General features: G+C 72.7%; 22 protein-coding genes and 1 tRNA gene. 12 read left to right on the forward strand and 11 right to left on the reverse strand.

Annotated elements, in window-relative coordinates; genetic code table 11:
- Positions 1-163 precede the first annotated feature (163 nt).
- The 5 genes from icmF to PKE99_RS06570 form a co-directional block, all read right to left on the reverse strand.
- A complete protein-coding gene (gene icmF, locus PKE99_RS06550) occupies positions 164-3382 on the reverse strand; it encodes a fused isobutyryl-CoA mutase/GTPase IcmF (protein ID WP_037040514.1) in 3219 nt (1072 codons plus the stop codon).
- 156 nt (positions 3383-3538) lie between these two features.
- Positions 3539-4531: a serine/threonine-protein kinase gene (locus PKE99_RS06555; protein ID WP_081923728.1), complete on the reverse strand. Its 993-nt coding sequence runs from the start codon at positions 4529-4531 to the stop codon at positions 3539-3541.
- A 34-nt stretch (positions 4532-4565) separates the two neighbouring features.
- Positions 4566-7232, reverse strand: coding sequence for an ABC transporter ATP-binding protein (locus tag PKE99_RS06560; protein ID WP_197040479.1), 2667 nt, complete (start codon positions 7230-7232; stop codon positions 4566-4568).
- Positions 7233-7394: 162 nt separating this feature from the next.
- Positions 7395-7526 (reverse strand): hypothetical protein, encoded by a 132-nt coding sequence (locus tag PKE99_RS06565; RefSeq protein WP_269322910.1) that lies wholly within the window; start codon positions 7524-7526, stop codon positions 7395-7397.
- A gap of 307 nt (positions 7527-7833) precedes the next feature.
- On the reverse strand, positions 7834-8160 hold the full coding sequence (locus tag PKE99_RS06570; RefSeq protein WP_037040515.1) for a hypothetical protein: 327 nt from the start codon (positions 8158-8160) through the stop codon (positions 7834-7836).
- A gap of 101 nt (positions 8161-8261) precedes the next feature.
- Between PKE99_RS06570 and PKE99_RS06575 the strand changes: the two genes are divergently transcribed.
- The gene (locus tag PKE99_RS06575; protein WP_037040516.1) at positions 8262-9047 is read left to right on the forward strand and encodes a maleylpyruvate isomerase family mycothiol-dependent enzyme; all 786 of its coding nucleotides are present in this window, start codon (positions 8262-8264) and stop codon (positions 9045-9047) included.
- Between the two features lie 2 nt (positions 9048-9049).
- Here PKE99_RS06575 and PKE99_RS06580 read toward each other — a convergent pair whose 3' ends face one another.
- The gene (locus PKE99_RS06580; protein WP_037040521.1) at positions 9050-10495 is read right to left on the reverse strand and encodes an MFS transporter; all 1446 of its coding nucleotides are present in this window, start codon (positions 10493-10495) and stop codon (positions 9050-9052) included.
- A gap of 80 nt (positions 10496-10575) precedes the next feature.
- On the opposite strand from PKE99_RS06580, the gene PKE99_RS06585 reads away from it, so the two are divergent.
- Positions 10576-11295, forward strand: coding sequence for a TetR/AcrR family transcriptional regulator (locus tag PKE99_RS06585; RefSeq protein WP_037040523.1), 720 nt, complete (start codon positions 10576-10578; stop codon positions 11293-11295).
- On the opposite strand, the gene PKE99_RS06590 is transcribed toward PKE99_RS06585, so the two are convergent.
- Genes PKE99_RS06590 through PKE99_RS06600 form a run of 3 tightly spaced genes read right to left on the reverse strand, consistent with a single transcriptional unit; the run spans position 11267 to position 14460 of the window.
- Positions 11267-11833 (reverse strand): GNAT family N-acetyltransferase, encoded by a 567-nt coding sequence (locus PKE99_RS06590; protein ID WP_081923729.1) that lies wholly within the window; start codon positions 11831-11833, stop codon positions 11267-11269. The genes PKE99_RS06585 and PKE99_RS06590 overlap by 29 nt on opposite strands.
- Positions 11830-13485: an alkaline phosphatase D family protein gene (locus PKE99_RS06595; RefSeq protein ID WP_037040524.1), complete on the reverse strand. Its 1656-nt coding sequence runs from the start codon at positions 13483-13485 to the stop codon at positions 11830-11832. Before PKE99_RS06595 ends, PKE99_RS06590 begins: the two co-directional genes overlap by 4 nt.
- 9 nt (positions 13486-13494) lie before the next feature.
- On the reverse strand, positions 13495-14460 hold the full coding sequence (locus PKE99_RS06600; protein WP_037040526.1) for an ROK family protein: 966 nt from the start codon (positions 14458-14460) through the stop codon (positions 13495-13497).
- A 99-nt stretch (positions 14461-14559) separates the two neighbouring features.
- Here PKE99_RS06600 and PKE99_RS06605 point away from each other — a divergent pair, with 99 nt between their 5' ends.
- From PKE99_RS06605 to PKE99_RS06625, 5 genes are all read left to right on the forward strand, one after another.
- On the forward strand, positions 14560-15789 hold the full coding sequence (locus PKE99_RS06605; RefSeq protein WP_231498030.1) for a DoxX family protein: 1230 nt from the start codon (positions 14560-14562) through the stop codon (positions 15787-15789).
- Between the two features lie 244 nt (positions 15790-16033).
- Positions 16034-16297 carry a DUF8847 domain-containing protein gene (locus PKE99_RS06610; protein WP_037040527.1) on the forward strand — a complete coding sequence of 88 codons (264 nt, stop codon included), beginning with the start codon at positions 16034-16036 and terminating at the stop codon, positions 16295-16297.
- Between the two features lie 21 nt (positions 16298-16318).
- Positions 16319-17503, forward strand: coding sequence for a Tm-1-like ATP-binding domain-containing protein (locus PKE99_RS06615; protein WP_037040531.1), 1185 nt, complete (start codon positions 16319-16321; stop codon positions 17501-17503).
- Complete coding sequence (locus PKE99_RS06620) at positions 17500-18336, forward strand: phosphoenolpyruvate hydrolase family protein (RefSeq protein WP_037040535.1); 837 nt, start codon at positions 17500-17502, stop codon at positions 18334-18336. Before PKE99_RS06615 ends, PKE99_RS06620 begins: the two co-directional genes overlap by 4 nt.
- 3 nt (positions 18337-18339) lie before the next feature.
- The gene (locus PKE99_RS06625) at positions 18340-18777 is read left to right on the forward strand and encodes an SRPBCC family protein (RefSeq protein ID WP_037040536.1); all 438 of its coding nucleotides are present in this window, start codon (positions 18340-18342) and stop codon (positions 18775-18777) included.
- A 7-nt stretch (positions 18778-18784) separates the two neighbouring features.
- On the opposite strand, the gene PKE99_RS06630 is transcribed toward PKE99_RS06625, so the two are convergent.
- Positions 18785-19474, reverse strand: a complete 690-nt coding sequence (locus tag PKE99_RS06630) for a YceI family protein (protein WP_051736726.1) — start codon at positions 19472-19474, stop codon at positions 18785-18787.
- 219 nt (positions 19475-19693) lie between these two features.
- Here PKE99_RS06630 and PKE99_RS06635 point away from each other — a divergent pair.
- A tRNA-Ile gene (locus PKE99_RS06635) sits at positions 19694-19768 on the forward strand.
- Between the two features lie 108 nt (positions 19769-19876).
- Here the strand turns inward: PKE99_RS06635 and PKE99_RS06640 are convergent.
- On the reverse strand, positions 19877-21148 hold the full coding sequence (locus PKE99_RS06640) for an epoxide hydrolase family protein (RefSeq protein ID WP_081923731.1): 1272 nt from the start codon (positions 21146-21148) through the stop codon (positions 19877-19879).
- 733 nt (positions 21149-21881) lie between these two features.
- Between PKE99_RS06640 and PKE99_RS06645 the strand changes: the two genes are divergently transcribed.
- From PKE99_RS06645 to PKE99_RS06660, 4 genes are all read left to right on the forward strand, one after another.
- Positions 21882-22469, forward strand: a complete 588-nt coding sequence (locus tag PKE99_RS06645; protein WP_037041459.1) for a hypothetical protein — start codon at positions 21882-21884, stop codon at positions 22467-22469.
- 345 nt (positions 22470-22814) lie between these two features.
- Complete coding sequence (locus tag PKE99_RS06650) at positions 22815-23417, forward strand: DUF3159 domain-containing protein (RefSeq protein WP_197040441.1); 603 nt, start codon at positions 22815-22817, stop codon at positions 23415-23417.
- Positions 23418-23653: 236 nt separating this feature from the next.
- Entirely contained in the window at positions 23654-24169 is a 516-nt protein-coding gene (locus tag PKE99_RS06655) for a DUF6790 family protein (RefSeq protein ID WP_063739644.1), read from the forward strand.
- Between the two features lie 56 nt (positions 24170-24225).
- A complete protein-coding gene (locus PKE99_RS06660) occupies positions 24226-24846 on the forward strand; it encodes a hypothetical protein (RefSeq protein ID WP_051736728.1) in 621 nt (206 codons plus the stop codon).
- The last annotated feature ends 137 nt before the right edge of the window (positions 24847-24983 follow it).

Here is a 24983-nt window from a genome sequence, read left to right on the forward strand (position 1 = left end):
CCCGGCAGGGGGCGGGGGCATGCCGTCACACCCTCGACGAGCGAACGGCACCGTCGCTCGGACCCTTGTGAGCGAGAGCGCCGTTCGCTCGCCGTGGGGCCGACAGGGACGTCGCCCCGCACTGACCAGGTGCGGGGCGACGCGGGTGTGGCGGGTGAACCGGCTACATGTTGCGCCGGTACTGGCCCCCCACCTCGAAGAAGGCGTCCGTGAGCTGCCCCAGCGAGCAGACCCGGGCGGCCTTCATCAGCTCGTCGAACACGTTGCCCTCGCCGGTGGCGACGTCCTGCAGCCGGCGGATCGCCTGCTCGGCCTCGGACTTGTGCCGGGCCTGGAAGTCCGCCAGCCGGTCGAGCTGCGACTGCTTCTCGGCCTCGGTGCCGCGGGCGAGCTCGATCTCCTGCGGCTCCTCGTCGTCGGCCCCGGGCTTGCGGAAGGTGTTCACACCGACGATCGGGAGCGTGCCCTCGTGCTTGCGGTGCTCGTAGAGCATCGACTCGTCCTGGATCTTGCCGCGCTGGTAGCCGGTCTCCATGGCGCCCAGCACGCCGCCGCGCTCGGCGATCCGGTCGAACTCCGCGAGCACGGCCTCCTCGACGAGGTCGGTCAGCTCGTCGACGATGAACGAGCCCTGCAGCGGGTTCTCGTTCATCGAGAGGCCCCACTCGCGGTTGATGATCAGCTGGATCGCCATCGCGCGCCGCACCGAGGACTCGGTGGGGGTGGTGATCGCCTCGTCGTAGGCGTTGGTGTGCAACGAGTTCGCGTTGTCGTAGAGCGCGCAGAGGGCCTGCAGCGTGGTCCGGATGTCGTTGAAGTTCATCTCCTGCGCGTGCAGGGACCGGCCCGACGTCTGGACGTGGTACTTCAGCTTCTGCGAGCGCTCGTTGGCCCCGTACTTCTCCCGCATCGCCACGGCCCAGATCCGCCGCGCGACCCGGCCGATGACCGTGTACTCGGCGTCCATGCCGTTGGAGAAGAAGAAGGACAGGTTCGGCGCGAAGTCGTCGATGTCCATGCCGCGCGCGAGGTAGCTCTCCACGAACGTGAAGCCGTTGGACAGCGTGAACGCGAGCTGGCTGATGGGGTTCGCCCCGGCCTCGGCGATGTGGTAGCCGGAGATGGAGACGGAGTAGAAGTTCCGCACCTTGTGCTGGATGAACCACTCCTGGATGTCCGCCATCATCCGGAGCGAGAACTCGGTGGAGAAGATGCAGGTGTTCTGGCCCTGGTCCTCCTTGAGGATGTCGGCCTGCACCGTGCCGCGGACGTTGGCGTAGGCGAAGGCGGTCAGCTCCTCGCGCTCGGCCTCGTCGGGCTCGCGGCCCTCCTCCTCGCGGAACTTCTCGACCTGCTGGTCCACCGCGGCGTTGAGGAAGAACGCCAGGATCGTCGGCGCCGGGCCGTTGATCGTCATCGACACCGAGGTGGTGGGCGAGCAGAGGTCGAAGCCGGCGTACAGCTCCTTCATGTCGTCGAGCGTCGCGATCGAGACGCCGGACGTGCCGACCTTGCCGTAGATGTCCGGGCGGGTGTCCGGGTCGTGCCCGTAGAGGGTCACCGAGTCGAACGCCGTGGACAGCCGCTTGGCGTCCGAGTCCTCGGACAGGTACTTGAACCGGCGGTTGGTGCGGAACGGGTCGCCCTCGCCGGCGAACATGCGGGCCGGGTCCTCGCCCTCCCGCTTGAACGGGAACACCCCGGCGGTGAACGGGAACCTGCCGGGCAGGTTCTCCCTGCGCAGGAAGCGCAGCAGCTCGGCGTCCTCGGTGTAGCGCGGCAGCGCGACGCGCGGGACCTTGTTGCCCGACAGTGTCTCCCGGGTCAGCTGGGTGCGCAGCTCCTTGTCGCGGACCTTCACCACGAGCTCGTCGCCGGAGTAGTCCTCGACGACCTGCGGCCAGCTGTCGATCAGCTGCGCGGTCTCGGCGGACAGGTCCTGCTCGGCCTTCTGCAGCGCCTCGTCGACCGACTCGCCGACGAGCTCCTTCGCGGTGCGCAGGTGCTGGCGGACGCGGGCCTTGGTCGCCTCGGACTCGGTATCGGCGTGGTAGCCGCGCACGGTCTCGGCGATCTCGGCGAGGTAGCGCACCCGCTCCGGCGGGATCACCGCGGCGTACTCGGTGGAGGTCTTGCGGTCCACCTTCGGCAGCCGGCCCTCGTGCAGCGTCAGGCCGTTCTCCGCCAGCAGCGCGCCGAGCTTCTGGTACAGCGCGGTCACGCCGTCGTCGTTGAACGTGGCGGCGGAGGTGCCGTAGACCGGCATGTCCTCCCAGCTCTCGCCGAACGCGTCCCGGTTGCGCACGAGCTGGCGTCCGACGTCCCGGCGCGCGTCCTCCGCCCCGCGGCGCTCGAACTTGTTGATCGCCACGACGTCGGCGAAGTCCAGCATGTCGATCTTCTCGAGCTGCGACGCGGCGCCGAACTCCGGCGTCATCACGTACAGCGAGCGGTCGACGAACGGGACGATGCCGGCGTCGCCCTGCCCGATGCCCGGGGTCTCCACGACGACCAGGTCGAACCCCGCCGCCTTGAGCACCGAGATCACGTCGCCGAGGTTCTCGGGGATCACGCCGTCGTTGCCGCGGGTGGCCAGCGAGCGGAAGTAGACCTGGTCGCCCTTGAGGGCGTTCATCCGGATCCTGTCGCCGAGCAGCGCGCCGCCGCCCTTGCGCCGGGTCGGGTCCACGGCCAGCACCGCGATCCGGAGCTTGTCCTCCTGGTCGAGGCGGAAGCGGCGGACCAGCTCGTCCGTCAGCGAGGACTTGCCGGAACCGCCGGTACCGGTGATGCCCAGGACCGGGACCTGCTTCTCGCTGGCCTTGACCCGCTCGAGTACCTCGGCCGGCAGCTTTCCGGACTCGGCCAGGGTCAGGGCCCGCGCGAGGGTGGCGGTCTCGCCGGTGAACACCCCGTCGTACGACGCCGGGGGCTCGGCCGCGAGGTCGGTGTCGCACTCGCGGATCATCAGGTTGATCATGCCCGGCAGGCCGAGGCGCTGGCCGTCGTCCGGGGAGAAGATCCGCGAGACACCGCGTGAGTGCAGCAGCTCGATCTCCTCGTGGACGATCACGCCGCCCCCGCCGCCGTACACCTTCACGTGCCCGGCGCCGCGCTCGCGCAGCAGCTCGACCAGGTAGGAGAAGTACTCGACGTGCCCGCCCTGGTAGGAGCTGATGGCGACGCCCTGGACGTCCTCCTGGATGGCCGCGGTGACGACCTCGTCGACCGAGCGGTTGTGACCCAGGTGGATCACCTCGGCGCCCTGCCGCTGCAGGATGCGCCGCATGATGTTGATCGCCGCGTCGTGCCCGTCGAACAGGCTCGCGGCCGTCACGAAGCGGATCGGGTTCTTCGGGACGTAGAGCTCGCTGTCACCCATGGATCGGACCTCCTGCACGACGACGTACCCCGCACATTTAGTTTGACATCCTAGTATCGGACGTACAAGAGATCGCGATGTGACGTCGGTCGGAGGCGTCTCCGCAGGTCAGCGGCGGTCGTGAGCGCCAACTGCCGCTCTAGCGGCAGTCGGCGCTCACAGGAGGGTGTCGAGGGCGGTGTGCACCTCGGCGAGGGTGGGCCGGGACGCCGGATCGACGAGCAGGCAGCCGTCGAGGACGCTCGCCACGCGCACCGGGAGCCGGCGCCGGGACCGGAGCCGGGGCGCCGGCCTGAGCAGCTGCGGGTAGAGCCGGCCCAGCTCGGCGCGCGGGTGCGTCGAGTCGGTGCGGGAGAGGCTGTGCGAGCCGGTCTGCTCCGGGTCCGCGACGCCGTCGGGGAAGGGGCGGACGCCGGTCGCGGCCTCGTGCAGGACCACCCCGACCGCCCAGACGTCCGTGGCGGGGGTGACGACCCCGCCGAGGATCTGCTCGGGCGCCATGTACCGGGCGCTGCCGACCTCGGCCGGCGCCGGGCCGGGCGTGCGGGCGAGCGCCAGGTCGATCACCCGGGTGACCCCGGCGCTGACGACGATGTTGCTGGGCTTCACGTCGCAGTGCACCCGGCCCTGCTCGTGCAGGTACCGCAGGGCCGCCCCGAGCTGCTGGCCGAGGTGGGCGAGCGCGGCCTCCGGGAAGCGGCCGTAGCTGTCCAGCGCGTCGGACAGGGTCCCGCCGGGCAGCGACTCCAGCACCATCACCGGGTCGGGGCCGCGCTCGTCGACCAGGTCGAGCAGCCGCACGATGTACGGGTGCCGCAGCGAGCGGAGCAGCTTGGCCTCGCGCAGCAGCCCGCGCCGGGTGCGGGCGTCGCCCACCAGGTCCGGCCGCAGCACCTTCGCCACCGTGTGGCAGTGGTGGACGGCGCTCCACGTGTCGTACGTGTCGTAGTCCTCGCCGCGCCGCAGGTGCTGGACCACGCTGTAGCCCGGCGCGACCTCTCGGCCGGGCGCGAGCGGGGGCGGGCCGTCGAGGCCGGACCGGGTCACCGGCCCGTCGGTTCCGCGTGTCGTGCTGCGGGTCCCCACCTCGCGGAGGGTGCCGGGAGCCGGACCCGCGTGCGGATCCGGCTCCACGGCGGCGGCACTCATCGCGCGGCCCTACGCCGGGTGCCGCGGCGGTCGGTCATCGCGGACCGCCGTGGCGCACGCTCCAGCCGGTGCGCTCGCCGTAGGCGTCGGCCGCGTACAGCGCGTCCATTGCGTCCACGTCCATCGGTCCGTCCGTGCCGTTCACCCCGTCCGTCCCCACCGTGTCGTGGGCGCCCGCCTGCACGCCCCGCACGTCGTCGACCCCCGCACCGTCGAACCCCACGCGGTCGATCCTCGCGCGGTGCCGCCCGCCGGGCATCTCGGAGGCCCCGGTGACCGCGACGAAACGCTCCGTGGGTGCGGCGTCCGGTCCGGCTGTGGGCTCCGCCACCCGGGTCGGAAGCGGCTCGGCCACCGCCGTCCGGCGCGCGGGCAGCGCCCAGCGGGACAGCGCCTCCGGGCCCGAGAGCGGGGCGAGCTCGGAGAGCCCGACGTGCGCGCCCGGGGTGCGGAAGGTCGGCAGCAGCGTGGTCTCGGCCCAGGGGTCGGCGGGCCAGGACGCCGTCTGCAGGGCGGCGAGGTCGGCGTCGAGGTCGTTCTCGAAGCAGTCCTCGTAGTCCTGGTACTCGTACCCGCCGTCGGCGTCGAGGCCGTCGAACGCGTGGCGCAGGGCGGCGGGCAGGTGCTCGTCCGCGGTGTCCGCGCCGGGGTGGTGCAGCCGGTACAGCTCGGCGTAGCCGGGGCTGCGGGTGAGCAGCTCGCGGTGCCGCCCGGAGGCGGTGATCCGCCCGTCCTCGAGGTAGACGATCTGGTCGGCGTCGGTCACCGTGAGCAGGTTGTGGCTGATCACGAGGGTGGTGCGGCCCTCCATCAGCCGGCGCAGCGGCGTGAGGACGCGCTCGGTGGCGCCGGCGTCGAGTCCCGTCGTCGGCTCGTCGAGGATCAGCACGGGCGCGTCGCGGACCATGGCCCGCGCGATCGCCAGCCGCTGCCGCTGCCCGCCGGAGAGCAGCCGGCCGCGCTGGCCGACCCGGGTGTCGTAGCCGTCGGGCAGGGCGGTGATGAACTCGTGCGCGTCGGCGGCCCGGGCGGCCTCGACGATCTCGGCCTCGCTCGCGTCGGGCCGGCCCCAGAGGATGTTGTCGCGCACCGTGCCGTCGAACACGAGCGTCTCCTGCAGCAGCGCCGCGACGTTGCGCCGGACGTCGGCCAGGGCGAGCTCGCGCAGGTCGTGGCCGTCGAGCACCACGGAACCGGCGTCCGGGTCGTAGAAGCGCAACAGGAGCTTGGTCAGCGTGGTCTTGCCGGCACCGCTGGGGCCGACCACCGCCACAGTGTGGCCGCGCGGGACGAGGATCGAGACCTGCTCCAGCGCGGGCTCGGTCGTGCCCGGGTAGGTGAAGGTGACGTCCTCGAGGCGCAGGTCGCCGCGGGCCCGCTCGATCCGCATCGGGTCGGGCCGGTCGGTGACCTGCGGCTCCTCGTCCAGCAGCTCGATGACACGCTCGGCACCGGCGGCCGCGGCGTAGATCGTGTTGCCCATCTCGCCGAAGCCGCGGACCGGGCCGAACAGCTGGCTCAGGTACCCGGTGAACACGAGCAGCCCGCCGAGGGTCAGGTTGCCGCGGGCCATCTGCCAGATGCCGACGCCGAGGACGGTCAGCACGCCGACGACCTCGAGCATCCCGACCAGCGGCCCGAACAGGGACTTGAGCCGCACCGCCACCATCTGCGCGGCGAAGGCACCCCGGCTCTCCCGGTGGAAGCGCTCGGTCTCGCTGGCCTGCCGGCCGTAGGCCTGCACGAGGGCGACGTTGCCGAGGCTCTCCTCGGCCACGGCCGCGATGGCGCCGGTGCGCCGCCGCTTCTCCCGCGACGCGGCCTTGATCCGGCGCGCGAAGAACCGGGACGCCAGGCCGAACACCGGTGCGGCCGCGATGGCGATCAACGCCAGCTGCCAGTTGAGGGAGAAGAGCAGGGTCGTGAAGACGATCACCTGGACGCCGTACGTCACGGCCATTGCGACTCCCGTCAGCACGAGTTCCTCGATCGCGCCGATGTCGCTCGACAACCGCGACATCACGTCGCCGAGTTGGCGCCGTTCGAAGAATCCGAGCGAGAGTCGCTGCAGATGAGCGAACACCCGCGTGCGCAGGACGAGGACGAATCGTTCACCGACCCACGCTGCGACGTACGAGTCGAAATAGTCGATCACCGCACCGAGGACGGAGACGGCGAGATAGGCCCCGATCACCCACGGCAGCAACGCGTAGTTCTGCGGGGTCAGCACGTCGTCGATGAGGATCATGAACAGCCACAGGCTGGCGGCGATCGTCAGCGGGCTGAGCGCGGAGAGGACGAGGCCGAGCGCGAAGCGGCCGCGGAAGCCGGCGGTGTAGGGCCAGAACCGGCGGAAGATCTGCCGCACGGTCAGGTGGGGCGCCTCGGGCAGCAGGGTGTCCGCGGTGCGGGCCGCGCGGTCGCCCGCGTGGTCGTCGGCAACGGCGTCGACACGGCCGTCGGTACCGGTGTCGAGGTCGGGCTCCGCGGCAGTATCGGCGCTGGTCACGGGAACAGCTGTGGTCGCGACGTCGGACGGCGCGACGTCGACGGCGGGGAACGGCTCGGGCGTCGGCTCCGGCCCGGGAGCGGGCTCCGGGGCCTCGGCGACCTCGGCGACCTCGCTGACCTCGGTGACGGGCCGGGTCGCGCGGCCGGAACCGCGCCTCGTCGCGCGGTGACGGGCGGTGGGGGACGGCATCTTCACGTGCCTCCGGTGGTCCGGGTGAGAACGGGGGAGTGCGGGGGCCGGAACGTCGGGCGAGAAGATCGGTCGGGGAGACGACGGCGGCCCCTCCCACCGCAGCGCGGGAGGGGCCGCCGCACGTTCATCGCTCTCAGAAGCGTTCTGGGAGCACCCGGGTCACTTGTGCCCGTGCTTCTTGTCCTTCTTGCCGTGCGACTTGCTCCACGACTTCTTCGAGTGTGAGCACTTGTCGTGCTTCTTCGGCTTCTTCGGGCCGCCACCGAGCGGCAGCAGAGCCAGGAAGTCCATCTGCTTCTCCTTCTCCGGGGACGCGGTCCGCTATTGCGCACCGCGTATCTCGCCTAAAGCGCGAACGGGAAAGAGGTTGCGACGTTCTCGACACGCCACTCGATCGGGCTAAACGGTCGGTGAACGTCGGGCATGCGGCGTCCGGGCGAGCACCGCCCGGTCGGGTGATGTGATCAGACCGTGATCGATCACTGCGCGCACCGTGAGGCGCGCAGAGGTGGTGTGAAAGCCGTCACGACGAATGTCCGCGGATCGCCCGGTTCGTCCCTCGGTCACTCTCCGCGGACGGAGGGGCCGGGGTCGGACGTCAGGCAGCGCGGCGCTGCGCCACCGGCTCGGCGGCGGGGTCGATGACGGACTCGACCTTCTCGACCGCCTCGTCGACCACGTCGCCGACGGCGGCCGTGAGGGCGGCCGGGACGCCCTCCGCGCGGCGGGCCCGGAGCCGGCGGCGCAGCATCCGGGCGGCCACCGTGCCCGTGACGCCGACGAGGGCGAGGGCGAGGCCGGACAGCACGATCGGCAGGATGCCGGCGTCGGGGAAGACCGCCATGAGCACGAACGAGGAGAGCGGCCACCACAGCAGGGATCGACCCGCACCGTGGCGCGTCCAGTCGTGATGCTCGGGCGCCATGTGGATCGCTTACCCACGGCGATCGGGGATCATGCCTGCGGCCCGGGAATCCCCTGTGAGCGTGGGACCCGCCGGCCCGTCGGCGTGGTTAGGTTCCGGACATGAGCAGCGACGCCGCCCCCACCACCGCGCTCGACGTCCGGGCCGCCCTCCTCGACGAGAACGCGCGGCTGGCCGAGCTGGTGCGCACCGCCGACCACGGCACGGAGATCCCGACCTGCCCGGGCTGGACGCTGACCCAGCTGTTCCGCCACGTCGGGCGCGGCCACCGCTGGGCCGCCACGATGATCACCGAGCGGGTGACGGAGGCGCTCGATCCCCGGCAGGTCCCCGGCGGGAAGCCGCCCGCCGACCTCGACGGGACGGTGGCGTGGCTACGCGAGAGCGCCCAGGCCGTGCTCGACGCCGTCGACGCGGTCGGTCCGGACGCCCCGGCGTGGTCGTTCACCGGGCCGAAGCCCGCGGCCTGGTGGATCCGCCGCCGGCTGCACGAGGAGACGGCCCACCGCGCGGACGCGCAGCTCGCGCTGGGGCAGGACAGCGACCTCGCGCCGGCGCTCGCCGCCGACGGGCTGTCCGAGTGGCTCGACCTCGTCGCTGCCCGGCGTGGCCGGGAGCTGCTGCCCGAGGGCGCCTCGCTGCACCTGCACGCCAAGGACGGCGACCTGGGCCCGGCGGGGGAGTGGACGGTCCGCCCCGACGGCTCCGGCGAGCGGGCCGGGATCGCCTGGGAGCACGGGCACGCGAAGGGCACCGTCGCCGTCCGCGGGCCCGCCACCGTCCTCTACCTGGCCACGCTGCGCCGGCTGCCCGCCGGCGACCCGCGGCTGGAGGTGTTCGGTGAGCCCGCCGTGTTCGACGCCTGGCTCGCCGCCACCCCCTTCTGACCTCAGGCCGGCGCGGTTTCCGCCGCGGCCTCCGGTGTCTCCTCCGGGGCCGCGGCGCGCCGCGGGAGCAGCACGGTGAGCGCGCCGGCCAGCACGGTCGTCACCGCGACCGCGACCAGCACCACCCGGAAGCCGGCGGTCATGCCCGCACCGGCCGCGACCTGGAACCACATGGTGCCCAGCGTGGCCACGCCGACCGCGGCGCCCAGCTGCTGGACGGCGTTGAGCACGCCCGAGGCCGAGCCGACCAGCGGGCCGTCGACGCCCGCCAGCACGATGTCGAAGAAGGGGGCGAGCAGCACACCCATCCCGACGCCGCAGACGACCAGCGCCGGCGCCAGCGTCCACCCGGTGACCGGGGCGAACCCGAGCGTGGCGAGCACGCCCAGCACGCCGACGGTCATCACGGCGGCGCCCAGCTGGATCGCGCCCCGGCCGAGTCGCGGGGCGAGCACGCCCGCGCCGAGCACCGACCCGGCTGCGACCCCGAACGCCCAGGGCGCCTGGGTGAGGCCGGCCTGCAGCGGGCCGAAGCCGAGCTCGAGCTGCAGGTAGAGGCCGAGCACCAGGACCAGGCCCGTCATCCCGGCGAAGAACACCAGCCCGACGACCGTGCCGCCGGTGAACGCCCGGATGCGGAAGAGCGCCGGCTCGACCAGCGGCGGACGCCCGGTCCGCGCGCGTCGCACCTGGTGCCCCCCGAACAGGGCGAGCAGCGGGACGGCGGCGACGGGCAGTGCGACCGCCCACGCCGGCCAGCCGAGCTCCCGGCCCTGCACCAGCGGGACGACGGCCGCGGCCAGGCCGAGCCCGACCAGCAGCATCCCGCCGAGGTCGAGCGAGCGGACCCCGCCCGGCACGTTCTCGGCCCGCGACCCGGGCAGCACCGCCCACGCCAGCGCGAGCCCCGCGAGCCCGATCGGCACGTTGACCAGGAAGACCGCGCGCCAGCCGAGCCCGGCCACGTCGCCGGCGACGAGCGCCCCGGCCACGATCGGCCCGGCCACCGCCGACAGCCCGATCGCGGGCCCGAAGGCCCCGAACGCCTTCCCCAGCTCCGCGGGCGGGAAGGCCGCCCGCACGATGCCGAAGCCCTGCGGGATCAGCACGGCCCCGCACAGCCCCTGCAGCACCCGGAAGGCGATCAGCATGCCCGGTGTCGTCGCCAGGCCGCACAACGCGGAGGTGACGACGAACCCGGCGAGACCGGCCAGGAAGACCCGCCGCCGCCCGAGCAGGTCGCCCAGCCGCGCCCCGGTGACCAGCCCGACCGCGTAGGCGAGCGTGTAGCCCGCGGCGACCCACTGGATCGTCGTGGACCCGCCGCCGAGATCGCGCTCGATCGACGGGGCCGCGACGCCGACGATCGTCGCGTCCAGCAGGTCCATGATCTCGGCGATCAGTACGGCGGCGAGCGCGAGCCAGCGCCGGCGGTAGAGCGTCTCCACGGGGCCCCCTCAGCGAACACTGTTCGAAACGAACGCCGTTCTACTCCCGAACAGCGTTCGTGTCAAATAGAATCGGTGGCGTGGAGCACGACCTGCCCGAGCCGCCCTGGCGCACCCCGCGCAAGCAGCCGGTGCGGCGCTCCCTGTCGCGGGAGGCGATCGTCGAGGCCGCGATGGGGGTGCTGCGCAAGGAGGGCATCGACGGGGTGAGCATGCGCCGCGTCGCGACCGAGCTGTCGACCGGCGCGGCCTCGCTCTACGCGCACGTCGCGAACAAGGACGAGCTCGTCGAGCTGCTGTTCGACGAGGTCGCCGCCGAGATCCCGCTGCCCGAGCCGGACCCGGAGCGCTGGCGGGAGCAGCTCACGCAGCTGTGGGTCGACTCGCGGGCCGCGCTGATGCGCTACCGGGACATCGCCCGTGCCGCGCTCGGGTCGGTCCCGTTCGGACCCAACGCGCTGCGCGTCACCGAGACGACCATGCGGCTGCTGCGGCTCGGCGGCGTCCCCGAGCAGGCGGTCGCCTGGGCGGCGGACGTCGTGGGGCTGTACGTCAGCGCGAGTGCGGTCGAGGGCGCGATGCGGGCGCAGCGGGAGGAGGGGCACGGGCAGTGGGACGACCAGGCCCGGCAGATGCAGGAGTTCTTCGCCGCACTGCCGGCCGAGCGGTTCCCGACCTTCGTCTCGCTGCTGCCCCACCTGACCTCGGGCACGGACGAGGAGCGCTTCCGGTTCGGCCTCGAGCTGCTGGTGAGCGGCCTCGCCGCGCTCGCTACAGGTCCCCGGGAAGAAGGTCCATGAGCAGGCCGTCGTGCCAGGTCCCGTCGGGGCTGCGCTCGTACTCGCGCATCAGGCCGACCCGCCGGAACCCCACCCGCTCGTAGCTGCGGATCGCCCGCTCGTTCGTCGCGGCGGGGTCGATGACGATCCGGTGGTGCCCGCGCACGTCGAACAGGTGCCGGGCGAGCGTGCGCACGGCGTCGGCCCCGAGGCCCTGTCCGTGGGCGTCCGGGTGCAGCGCGACGTCGATGCCCGCGTGCCGGTAGTCGGGGTCCTCCTCCTCGTGGAACATGATCAGCCCGACGGTCTCGCGGTAGGCCTCGACCGCGTAGCAGTGCGGCCCGAGCAGCTCCCGGCGCACGCGCTCGAGGTCGTAGCCGGCCCACCACCGCTCGACCTCGGGGTGCTGCAGGATCTGCAGGAACTCGCCGACGTGCCGCGGCTCGGTGGGCCGCAGCACCACGGTCTGCCCGGCCAGTGCGCCGGTGCCGTCCGTCTCCGGCGGCTCGTCGCCGCGCAGCGGGACCGCGCCGGGTCCCGGGTGTCCGAGCGTGCTCATGCGTGGTCCTCCGCGCTGAGGGTGACGCGGGCCCGCTCGTCGAGCGCGGAGGCCGACCGGGGCTTCTCGAAGATCACCTCGGCGTGCCGGCCGTCGACGAGCAGGGTCGCGATGTGGTTGCCGAACAGGGGGGAGCCGACCCGGTCCCACTGCGGCCCGGGGGCCGGGGCGCCGTGGTGGGCGGCCCAGGCCCGGGCCCACGCGGCGGCGGGCTTCGACCAGGCGAGCCGGAACGCGGCCCGGACGGCCCCCGGCACGTGGTTGTGCACCGGGGAGCAGACGACCTGGTGGACGCGTGCCGCGCTCGCGGGCACGCCGGGCAGCTCCGCCCGGGCCGTGTAGCTGTGGTGCACGTCACCGGACACTACCGTCACGGTCGCGGGCGGCCGCGGGCCCGCCCCGCGGGCGGCCCGCCCGACCACCTCGCCCAGCCGGTCGAACGACGCCCGGAACGCCGGCCAGTGCTCCATGTCCGCCGCCTGCCGGACGGCCTCGCCGATCCGGCCGCGCAACCCCGGGCGGGCCGCGGCGATCTCGTTGACCGTCTCGAGGTCGCCCAACGCCGGCGCGAGCAGCCAGGGCACGGACGTGCCGAGCAGCAGGTGGTCCACGTCCTCCCCGTCGGTGGTCGGGGCCGTCGCCTGCTCCTCCACCCAGGAGAACTCGCGCTCGCCGAGCATAAGGTGCTCGTCGCCGTCGAGGATCCGAGCGTTGCGCGAGTCGATCATCACCAGCCGGCTGCGGCCCATGTCCCAGCGAAAGCTGAAGCGCAGGCCCTTGCTGCCGTCGACCTCGGCGTCGGCGCGGTCGGCGAGGTCCACCAGCAGCGGCCAGACGTCGCCCTCCGCGGCCTGCACCTTCGTCCAGTCCGGGTCGGCGGCCAGCTCCTCGGGGGAGAGGTTGCCGAGGTGCTGGTAGACCCAGTACGAGGCCAGCGCGGAGCGGATGCGCTCGCGCCACCACGGCGTGCGCGCCATCTCCGCGCGCCAGGTCGCCGAGGTGTTCCAGTCGTCCCGCACGTCGTGGTCGTCGAAGATCATCGCCGTCGGCACGGTGGACATCACCCAGCGGATCTCCGGGTCGATCCAGGAGTCCCGGTAGAGGCCGACGTACTCGTCGAAGCCCACGATCTCGTCGTCCGGCCAGTCGGGGTGCCGGTCCCGGCGGCCGGCGATCCGGCGGCGGGTCTGCGGGGTGAGCTCGTCGGCGTAGACCTGGTCGCCGAGCAGCAGCAGTGCCGACGGCCACTCCTCGGCGGGGCGGCCGGCCATCCGGGCGGAGTAGGCGTCGAGGGCGTCGAGGCCGAAGAGCGCGGCCAGCTTCCGGTCCGAGAGCTTGACGTACCGGCAGGAACCGAACACGATCCGCGCCCGCCCGGCGGTGCGCGGCCCGCGCGTGGGGATCACGCTCGGCGGGAACGGGCTGTGCGGCAGTGGCCAGGCGCGCTCGCCGTCGACGTGCACCTCGTACGGGATCCGCGCGTCGGGCTCCAGCCCGGTCACCACGACGAGCGCGAAGTGGTGCCCCGCGACCTCGAACGTCCGCGCGCTGCTGCCCAGGACCTCGACCGTGGCCGGGCGTGCCGTCTGCACCCACACGACGGCCGTGGTCTCACCGACGTGGCGCAGGACGGGGCCGAGGAGGAGGGTCACGCCGTCACGCTAACGGGTGCTCCGATCGTCCGCGTGATCCAGTGCGAGCAGGGCGGCGCCGATCTTGCCGGCGGCGCTGCCGAACGTGCTCGGCAGCACCGGGACCAGCGGCCGGACCGACTTCGCGTAGGCGAACTCGGCCGCCGCTTCGCGCAGCGGGGCGAGCAGCAGCTCGCCCGTGTCGACCACGCCCCCGCCGATCACCACGGCGTCGAGCTCGAAGATCGTGGTGACGGACGCGATGCCGATGCCGAGCCACCGGGCCAGGGTCTGGAACAGCCGCCGCGCCGTCGGGTCGCCCTGCAGCGCCGCCTCCGTGACGATCTGCCCCGTGACCTCGACGTTCTTCTCGCGGGCCAGCCTGGCGATCAGCCCGTCGGGATTCGCCGCGGCGGCCTCGCGGCCGGTGCGGGTCAGGGCCGTGCCCGAGGCGAGCGACTCGAGGCAGCCGCGGTTGCCGCAGCCGCAGAGCGGGCCGTTCGGGTCCACGATGATGTGCCCCAGCTCGGCGCCGAGCCCGTGCGGTCCGCGATAGATCCGGCCGCCCAGCACGATCCCGCTGCCCACCCCGGTCCCGACGGTGACCAGCACCATCTCCTTGTGGAGGGTGTCGCCGAGACGGGCCTCGGCCAGTCCGGCCACGTTCGCGTCGTTGTCGACGACCGCGGGCAGGCCGGTCGCCTCCTCGATCTCGGCCCGCACGGCCCAGTCGCGGTAGGCGTTGTTCGGCGCCCACAGGATCTGCCCGCTCGGCCACGCGACGGTCCCCGCCGCACCCACCCCGACGGCCACGACCCCGGGGTTCTTGCGCCGCAGTGTGTCGATCATCCCGAGCAGCAGACGCGACATGGTCGGCGCGTCCGAGGTCGCGGGAGTCGGTTCGGTCAGCTCGTCGACGACCGTCCCGTCCTCGGCCACCACGGCGCCGGCGACCTTGGTGCCGCCGATGTCCAGTCCGATCGCGTGTCTCGCCACCCCGGCATGATTCCGAACGTGGGGGGTCCCCCGCCAGCGGCACCCGTGTTTGCCACCCGCGTGCGTGGGGAACGCGACCCCATGCCTGTGTTGCGTCGTGTGGCCCGTCCCATGCTGGCCGCCATCTTCATCTCGGGCGGAATCAACGCGTTGCGTCAACCCCAGGCGCACGCCGAGGCCGCCAAGCCCGTCCTGGACTACGCCGCGCCCGCGATCGACAAGGCCGTGGAGATGTCCCCGCTGGAGAGGCGCCCCGACGACGAGACGCTGGTGAAGGTCGAGGCCGGCGTCAAGGTCGCGGCCGGCACCCTGCTCGCGCTGGGGAAGATGCCCCGCACCTCGTCGGCCGCGCTCGCCGCCACCCTGATCCCGACCACACTGGCCGCGCACCGCTTCTGGGAGGAGTCCGACCCGGAGGCCAAGCAGGCCCAGCAGATCCACTTCCTGAAGAACGTCAGCCTGCTCGGCGGCCTGATGATCGCCGCGGCCGACACCCACGGCAAGCCGTCGGTCGCCTGGCGCAGCCGGAAGGCCGCCGAGGCCGCCGCGGCCGCGCTGGAGAAGCGCGCCGACGCCCTCTCCGGGGCGGCGCACAGCGCCACCGACTCGATGTCCGGGCTGGTCTCCGGCCTCGGCGGGTCGGGTTCGTCGGCCGGGCACGACCTGGTCGGTAAGGCGTCCGCCCTGTCCGACTCGTTGTCGGCCACCGTCGCGGACACGGCGCCGGTCGTGAAGGCGCGGGCCGCGGAGCTCGGCTCGGCCGCGGCCGAGCGCGCCGCCGCCCTCGGGGCCGCCGCCTCCGTGCTGGGCGCGACGGCGTCCGACCGCGCGTCCGGCTGGGCCGCCACCGCGTCGGACCAGGCGTCGGTGTGGGGCGAGGACCTGTCGAAGCGTGCCGCGAAGGCCGCGAAGAAGGCCGAGAAGCGCGGCGCGGCGCTGCGCAAGGAGGTCGACAAGCGCAGCGCGGAGTGGCAGAAGGAGCTCGACCGGCGCGGCAAGGCCTGGGAGAAGCTCGCCGACCAGAAGGGCGAGGCCTGGGCCAAGGCCGCGTCGAAGAAGCGGGCCCAGTGGGAGAAGGTGGCCGACAAGAAGCGCGCCGAGTGGGAGAAGAGCGCGCGCAGGGCCGCGAAGAAGGCCCGCAAGCAGGCCCCCGGCTACGTCGACCAGCTGACCGCGCTCGCCGCGCACGCCGGTGAGCAGGTGTCGCGCTTCGGCAGCGACGTCGCCCACCGCGCCGCCGAGGCCGGCTCGACCGCGGGCACCGCCGGCGCCAAGGCCGTCGAGGGGATCGCCAAGGACGCGCGCAAGCGCGCCAAGGCCGTCGCCTGACCCGCAGGACCCGTACGGCCCGGAAAGCCCCGGCCCCGCCACCGACGTGCCCCGGTGGCGGGGCCGTTCCGTGTGCGGCACCGCCCCCCGCGAGTCGGGAGTTCCGGCACCGCGAGTCGGGAGTTCCGGCACCGCGAGTCGGGAGTTCCGGCACCGCGAGTCGCGCTGTGGCCCTCGCGGGCCGCGCTCCGGCGCGATCCCGCCGACCGTGCGCCGTCGCCGGGCCGTCACGTACCGTGGCCGGATGCCCGCAGCCTCGGAGGAGGACTGGGACGACTGGGTCGCCGCCCGGACGCCCCGGCCCAACCCCGCCGACGAGCCCCCGCGCGACACCTACTGGTTCGTCGGCGGCCCGCTCGACGGCCGGGTCCGCACCCGCCCGGCCGAGCAGGAGGCGCCGGCCGTCGTCCGGCACGTCCACCTGCACGGCGGGCCGAAGATCGTCCACCACTACGACCTGCACGAGGTCGCGGGACACGGCGGCGAGTACCGGCTGCGCGAGGAGTGATCGTGCGGTAGGACTCCAGGGATGGGTCCTGCGTACGTGATCGGCACGCACGACACGAAGGGCGCGGAGCTGCGCCACGTCGCGGAGCTGCTCCGCGCCGCGGGTCTGGCCGTGACCTCGGTGGACGTGTCCACCTCCGACAAGGGCGCCGCGCGGGCGGACGTGTCCGCCGCCGAGGTCGCCGCCGCCCACCCGGACGGGGTCGACGCCGTCTTCACCGGCGACCGGGGCACCGCGGTCGCGGCGATGGCCGTCGCGCTGGAGCGCTGGCTGCCCGCCCGGGAGGTCGGCGGGGTGCTCGGCCTCGGCGGATCCGGCGGCACCGCGCTGGTCACGCCGGCGATGCGCGCGTTGCCGGTCGGCGTGCCCAAGGTGATGGTGTCGACGGTCGCGTCCGGCGACACCGCGCCGTACGTTGGTGCCGCGGACATCGCGATGCTCTACTCGGTCACGGACGTCGCCGGGCTGAACCGCATCTCCCGGCTCGTCCTCGGCAACGCCGCGCACATGCTCGCCGGGGCGCTGACCCGCGAGATCCCGGCGGGGGAGGACCGGCCGGCCGTCGGGCTGACCATGTTCGGCGTGACGACGCCGCTGGTCACCGCCGTCGTCGAACGGCTGGGGTCCGAGGTGGACCCGTTGGTCTTCCACGCGACCGGCACCGGCGGGCAGGCGATGGAGAAGCTCGTCGACGACGGCCTGGTCTCCTCCGTCCTCGACCTCACCACCACCGAGGTGGCCGACCTGCTCGTCGGCGGGGTCATGGCGGCGGGGGAGGACCGGCTCGACGCGATCGCCCGCACCGGGGTGCCGTACGTCGGCTCGGTCGGGGCCGTCGACATGGTCAACTTCGGGGCGCGGGACACCGTGCCGGCCCGCTTCGCCGATCGCCTCTTCTACGAGCACAACCCGCAGGTCACGCTCATGCGGACCACGCCGGACGAGAACGCCGCGATCGGGGACTTCCTCGCCCGCAAGATCAACGCGTTCACCGGGCCGGCGCTGTTCCTCGTCCCGACCGGCGGGGTGTCGCTGCTCGACGTGCCCGGGCAGCCGTTCCACGACGCGGAGGCCGACGCGGCCCTGCTCGCCGCGCTGGAGTCCGGACTGGACAGCCACGCCGTGCTGCGGAAGGTTCCGGTGGCGATCAACGATCCCGAGTTCGCCGACGCGGTCGTCGCCGCGTGGCGGGAGGTGACGGCATGAGGTTCCGCCGCGCGGAGCTGGTGGAGCGGTTCCGGGACATGGCCCGCCGCGGCGAGCCGATCGTCGGCGGGGGAGCGGGTACCGGACTGTCGGCGAAGTGCGAGGAGGCCGGCGGGATCGACCTCATCGTGATCTACAACTCCGGCCGCTACCGGATGGCCGGTCGGGGCTCGCTCGCCGGGCTGCTCGCCTACGGCAACGCCAACGACATCGTCGTCGAGATGGCTGCCGAGGTGCTGCCGGTCGTGCGGCACACGCCGGTCCTGGCCGGCGTCAACGGCACCGACCCGTTCTTGCTCACCGACCGCTTCCTCCGCGAGCTGGCCGACCTCGGCTTCGCCGGGATCCAGAACTTCCCGACCGTCGGCCTGATCGACGGCGTGTTCCGGGCCAACCTCGAGGAGACGGGCATGGGGTACGGGCTGGAGGTCGACCTCGTGGAGGCAGCACGCCGCCTCGACCTGCTGACCACGCCGTACGTCTTCTCGGCCGCGGACGCCCGCGCCATGACCCGAGCGGGCGCCGACATCGTGGTGTGCCACATGGGACTCACCACCGGCGGCTCCATCGGGGCGGAGACCGCGAAGTCGCTCGACGACTGCGTCACGCTGATCGACGAGTGGTCCGCCGCGGCCCTCGAGGAGCGCGACGACGTGCTGGTCCTCTGCCACGGCGGCCCGATCGCCATGCCGGAGGACGCCGCGTACGTGCTGGGCCGGACCAAGGCCTGCCACGGGTTCTACGGCGCGTCCTCCATGGAGCGCCTGCCCACCGAGACCGCGCTGGTCGAGCAGGCCCGCGCCTTCAAGAACGCCCTGCACCGAGAGGACTGAGCCATGCCGCGTCCGTACGCCAGTGGAGTCGTCGCCGCGCCCGCCGACGAGGTCTGGGCGCTGTTGCGCGCCTTCAACGACCTGCCCGCGTTCCTGCCCGCGATCGCGAACAGCGAGATCGTCGAGGGCACGGACGGCGCGGTCGGGGCCGTCCGCAGGCTCACCCTGGCCGACGGTGGGGACCCGTTCGACGAGAAGCTGCTCGCGATGGACGATGCCGACCGCACCCTCACCTACGCCTTCACCGGTGCGAACCCCTTCAACGCACGCCGCTACGTGTCCACGGTCCGCGTCGCACCGATCACCGACACCGGCGAGAGCTTCGTCGAGTGGTGGGCGGAGTACGACGCGGACGCAGGCCAGGAGGGGGAGCTGAACCGGACCTTCGCGCAGGGCGTCTACGCCGGCGGCATCGACGGCCTGCGGACGAAGCTCGCCTGAGGCCCGCTCAGGCGGCCGGCGTCAGCTTCAGCAGGAACTCGATCTGGCCCGTCGGATCGACGGTCACGAAGTCGCCGATGCTGGGCGGCGTCACGCCGAAGTCGGCGAAGGTGACCGGGACGGAGCCGGAGACGTCGATCCCGCCGCCGTTGCGGATCGCGGTGAGCGGGAAGGTGACCGGGCGGGTCACGCCGCGCACGGTCAGCTCGCCGGTGGCGTCGGCCGTCGCCCGCTCGCCGCCGGTGAAGCCCTCGCCGAGGTCCACGGCCTCGGTGAGCCGGAAGGTGGCGGTCGGGTGCTCGGCGACGTTCATGATGGTGCCGGTGAACTGGTTGTCGCGGCGCGCCTGGTCGCTCTTCACCGTGGCGAGCTGCACGGTGACGTCGCCCGCCGTGACCTGCGACCCGCTCACCGTGGCCGAGCCCGAGACGTCCTGGGTCCGGCCCACGGCGTCGATGCTCTGCCCGCCCAGGATCTCGTGCACCCGGTAGCCGGACTCGGAGCCGGCCGACACGGCGTAGGTGCCGCCCAGCTCGCCGGTCGCGGCGGTCCGGTCGGTGCCGACGGCGAGCGGCGCCGCGGCGTCGCCCTCGATCACCTTGGCGTAGAACAGCGGCCCGCCGACCGCCAGCACCACCACCAGCGCGACCGCGCCGAGCAGGTAGCGCTTCCAGTACGTCCGCAGCTTCACGGGCACCCCCGGATCGTGTGTTCGCCTCGCATTTGAACTTTCAACGAGCGACCGTAATGAGGGTTGCTGAGAGCGGGCTGAACGTTCAACGAAGAAGCGATCCCCGGTCGTGCGGCGCCCGCGAGTCGCGCCGCCGGCCCGCGAGTCGGGAGTTCCGGCACCGCGAGTCGGGAGTTGCGGAGCGCGAGGTGTCGCCGTGGACGCGGGCGCTAGCCTGTCGCGCGAGGGGCAGTAGCTCAGTTGGTCAGAGCAGCGGACTCATAATCCGTCAGGTCGTCGGTTCGAGCCCGACCTGCCCCACTCTCCAGACGTGGACCCGGACCCGGGGCGGCCGGCCGCCAGCCCGACCCCGGGCAACTGCTCGCAGCGTCCCGCACCCGCGGGTTGTCCCATGCAGCCTCGACAAGCTCAGCTCTTCTGCAGCGGCCGGAACGCGGCCCGCACCTCGGTCGCGAAGAGGTCGGGCTCCTCCCAGGCGGCGAAGTGCCCGCCCTTCTCAGCCTCGTTGAAGTAGGCGAGGTCGGGGTAGACCGCCTCGACCCAGCTCCGGGGCGACGCCCAGATCTCGCCGGGGAAGGTGGTGAAGCCGACCGGCACCGTGACCGCGGGCGGAGGCTGGCCGCTCGCCAGCGCTGTTGCCAGAGCTCGTGCGTCCTCCCAGTACGATCGGGCCGCCGACGCTGCGGTACCGGTCAGCCAGTACAGCGTGATGTTGTCGACGATGCTGTCCCGCGTGAGCCTGCCCGCGGGCTCGCCGTCGACGAAGGCACGGGAGATCTTGTAGTAGCTGTCCGTGTCGTGGTCGAGCAACCAGGCCGCCAGCGCGACCGGTGAGTCCAGGAGGGCGTAGCCGATCGTCTGGGGCCGCGTGGCCATCTCGAGGAAGTAGCCGAAGCCGTCCTGCCGGAACGTGGCGACCGCCTCGGCGGCTGCGCGTTCCTGTTCGGATTCCCTGGGCAGCCCATCGCCGATCGCGAGCACCGCGGTGAGCAGGTTCAGGTGGTAGCCGACCAGGCCCTCGACCGCCTGGCGACCCATGAAGTCCGTGACGAGGGCCCCCACGTCGCCGCCCTGGGCGACGTAACGGGTGTAGCCGAGGCGGTGCATCAGCTCCGCCCACGCGCGTGCGGTGCGGGCGGCGTCCCAACCGAGCTCGGTCGGCTCGCTCGAGAACCCGTAGCCGGGCAGGGACGGCAGCACCAGGTGGAACGCGTCCTCCGCGCGTCCGCCGTGCGCGGCCGGGTCGGTCAGCGGGCCGATGGTCTCGAGCAGTTCGACGACCGAGCCGGGCCAGCCGTGCGTCATGATCAGCGGCAATGCGTTCTCGTGTCGAGACCTGACGTGGACGAAGTGGATGTCGACCCCGTCGATCTCGGTCGTGAACTGCGGCAGCGCGTTCAGCCTCGCCTCGCACGCGCGCCAGTCGTAATCGGTCGCCCAGTAGCGGGTGAGCTCCTCGACCGTCGCCGACTGCACGCCCTGCGAGCGATCCGTGACCAGTTCCCTGGAGGGGAATCGCGTCGCGACGAGGCGGCGGCGGAGCTCGGCGAGCTGCTCCTCCGGGACATGGACCTCGAACGGGCGGATCGCCGTCCGGTTGGCCTCGATCGGGGCGGTGCGCTGCGCGGGTGGCGCACCGACGTCGGTGGTGCGCGAGGTGGGGTGGGTGGGCACGGACATCAGGCGCCTCCTGGCGGGTCGAGCTCCACGCGACGGGAGCTCAGGATCGGTGTGGTTGGTTGCGGTGTGCCCGACGTGGCTGGGGTCGGGAACGGTGGGTCTGCCCCTGTCCCTCGGGCCGCCTGGCGTCATGGCACGAGCGGTTGCCTGAAGCGTGGTGAACAGCGTGAGGGTCACGAGGGTTGGTCACGCCGCGGCGAACGCGTGCTCACATCGAGTGCGACGACGCCGCTCATGTCGAGCCATGTGTGGCCGGGCGTCTGCGCGATCCGCATGACCATCGCCTCGCTGTCGTACTGCCCAGGACGCAGTGGGCCCGTGCCCTCGCGGGCCTCGGGGCGACCGACGAATCCCCGCGAGATGAACCTCATGTTCTCCACCGTGCTTCGGTCGTCACCCGTCGTGGCGGTGTAGTGAGCTTCCGAGGGCGGACGGCGGGTCACGTCGCCGCGAGGGGCCAGTGTCCTCGTCAGCTCTCTCGGCACAACAATCGAATGTTCAGGTGGCGCCCGCAGGCTTCGCTCAGCTGCGCCGCTGCGCCCTATCGGGCGACACGCTTCTGCGTTGCCGTTGGCGCCGGTGGCCCCGCCCCTGCGTCATCATCTGCGAGCGATTGGCCCAGCTACCCCTGAACTGACGTACCGGCCCCTCGCCTCGCCTACGCTAGCCGGGTGTTCTTTCGGCTTCGCGTCGGATGTCCGGCCACGCGAACACGCAGGGCGGGTGCACAGCGATGACCGCCGCGGAACCTCCCTCCGCGATCCTGCTGATCCGCCACGGGGAGAAGCCCGAGGACGACGGCCGCGGCGAGCGGGGCGTCGAGTCCTCCGGCCGGCCGAACAAGCACTCACTCACCCCGCGCGGCTGGCAGCGCTCCGGCGCGCTTGCGGTCCTGTTCGGCGACCCCGCACTCATGGCCGAACGCGGTGTGTCGAAGCCGACGCGGCTGTTCAGCCCGAACTACGGACATCACACTCCGCACCATCGCGCGACTCAGACGCTCGACGGGGTTGCCCACCGCCTCGAGATCAGCCAGGAGTACCCGGCCACCGTCGACGAGGGAGCCGACCTCAGCGCGGCCGTGCTCGACGGAGGTCCGGGACCGGTCCTGGTGTGCTGGGAACACCACCGGATCCCTCACATCGCCGCACGTATCCTGACGGGAACCGGCCAGTCCGTGCCGCGGACATGGCCCGACAACCGTTTCGATGTCATCTGGGTGTTCAGGCGCGATAGCGTCGGCCCCCGGCCTGCCTATGTCTTCTCCCAAGTCCCCCAGAGACTGCTCGCCGGCGACCGCCGTGACACCATCTCGTGCTAGCTACCGGGCCGCCGTCGACCATGCAGGAATTCCGCGTACGGGCTGAGCCTTCCCGCTACCTTCGCGAGTCGTCGAGGTACTGCAGCAGCTCGTGAGCTGCGAGCTCGATGTCCTTGTGGCCCCACTCGCGGCGCGGTAGTGACAGCTGATGATGCCCATCCGGTGGATGCGCTTGAAGTCACCGAAGACGAAGGCGTAGCGGCGCTTGGTATCGGGGGCGGCGCCGTGTGGTCGTCACCCGGTCGCGGTATCGACACCCGGCGCCTCGGAGCGGTTCACTCCGACCCGCGCTGACGCCGTCCGGCGTATCAGCCACGGGTCCTTGCCGACGAAGCGGAGGTCCCCATGGACGAGCGCGTCGAGGACGGCCTCCGCCGGTCGTCGCTCGTGGAGCGCCTGGCACAGAGCCCGGTCGGCGGCTTCCTGCCGTGGATCATCTTCTGGGTGGTCGCCGGCAGCCCGAGTACCTGGGAGTACGGCGCGATCGGCGCGGCGCTCGCCGCGATCATCCTGGCGATCCCCTCGACCCGGCACCGCCGGACCAAGCTGCTCGACGTCGTCACGATCGTGTTCTTCGTCGGGCTCGCGATCGCCGGAGCGGTGCTCGGCGCGCACGACCGCGACGTGCTCGACACCTACTCGACGACGATCTCCAGCGGCGTGCTCGGACTGGTCGCGTTGGTGTCCCTGGCGTTCGTGCCGTTCACCGAGCAGTACGCCCGGGAGTCCACGCCCGAGGAGGTGTGGTCGACTCCGCAGTTCACGCACGTGAACCGGGTACTGACGCTCGTCTGGGCGCTGGCCTTCCTCGTCACGGCCCTCCTGGGCTACGTCGCGGTGCGGCTGCCGTCGACCAGCGACTGGACGAACTGGATCCTGCCGATCGTCGTCCTGGTGGGCGCCTTCAAGATCACCCGCTGGTACCCGGAGCACATGAGCAGGCGCTGACCGGAGCCTGCGGAGCGAACACTCGGTGATCGAGGCCGTCGGCACCCAGGAGTCGGCGATGATGCAGGCCATCCGCTCCACCCGTCCCGGCGGCCACGTCGGCGTCTCCCGGACGCGCTCCGGCAACCGCGGAACGCGGCCGCCGCTTGGCCGATGACGACGCACCGGCTTCCGCCTACCGTGGCCCTCCCACCTCAGAGCCTCTGTACGACTCTGTACGACGCCGGGGGGTAGCCGTGCTGTTCGCTCTGCTGTTCGTCCTCAGCCTGATCGTCGCCGCCGTCCACCTGCTCCGGGACGCCCGGCCGCGGACGCCGAACCGCATCGCCGAGATCGTCCTGCTGTGGCTCCTGGTCATCGCCGTCGGCGTGGGCGGCGTCCTCGGCTTCCTCGCGCACACGGTCTACGCCGACCCCACCGCGGCGTCGATCGGCTGGCCCGCCGGCAACCCCTTCCAGACGGAGGTGGCGGTGGCCAACCTCGCCGTCGGCGTGCTGGGCCTGCTCTGCTACCGGTTCCGTGACCAGTTCTGGCTCGCCACCGTGATCGCCTTCGCCGTGTGGTTCCTCGGCGACGCCGTCGGCCACGTGCACCAGATCGTCGTCGCGGACAACTGGGCCCCGAACAACGCCGGACCGGCGCTGTACGCCGACATCGCCCTCCCGCTCATCCTCATCACCCTGCTGGTCGTCGCACGGCGGCCCGCCCGGAGCCGGGGCGCTGCGGCCACTCTGCGGCACGAGGCACCCTGACCCGGTCGGGGAGCGCTGCTTGCGCCGGTGGGCCCCCCGCGGGCTAGGTTCGCGTCGTGAGGCTCCGGCGCCGCCCGCGCGAGGTCGACCTCTACCTCCCGATGGGGCGGATCGAGCACCTGTTCGAGGCTCCGCAGCTCGACCCGTTCGCGCCCGAGCTCGAGGACTACGACCCGCGACCCGGCCTCGAGCAGATGGTGCGGGCGGTCCAGCGGGCCAAGCGGAAGGCCCCGCTGAAGGTGACCGTCGGGTTGCCGGCCGACGTCGTCACGCCCGGCCTCGAGGAGCGTGCCCGGGCCGCCCTGTCGCGGGAGTGCCGTCGCCGGATCGCCGCACTGAACGACGACGTCGACGGCGTCCGGCGGCTCGGGATCCGCACGCTCCTGTGGGGGCTGCTCGCCGTGCTGTTCATCAACGGGGCGGTCGGCGCCCTGGGGACCACGGAACCGGGCTCGATCGAGGACGCCCTGTCGACCGGGCTGCAGACGGTCGCCTGGGTGGTCCTGTGGGTCCCGATCAACCTGCTGATCTACGACCTCTGGTACTACCGCCGGGACAGGCGCGCCTACCGCAGGCTGCGGGATCTCGCCCTCAGGGTCGTCGCCCAGGGCCCGGGGGAGACCGGCACGGGTTCCGGTCCGCACGCGAGAGGCGATGAGCCTCGAGATGTCCGGTGATTTTCGCGCTCCTTCTCCCGCAGGTCAGGGCTAGGATCGGAGAGGTCGCGGGCGTCCGCGTCGTCGCCCCTCCCCGGGCGGCCCCGGTCACGCTCTGACCCATGATCGAGAAGGTGTGCCGCGCAGTACCGGCACAC

The sequence above is a fragment of the Pseudonocardia halophobica genome, from assembly GCF_027922425.1.
GTDB lineage: Bacteria > Actinomycetota > Actinomycetes > Mycobacteriales > Pseudonocardiaceae > Pseudonocardia > Pseudonocardia halophobica.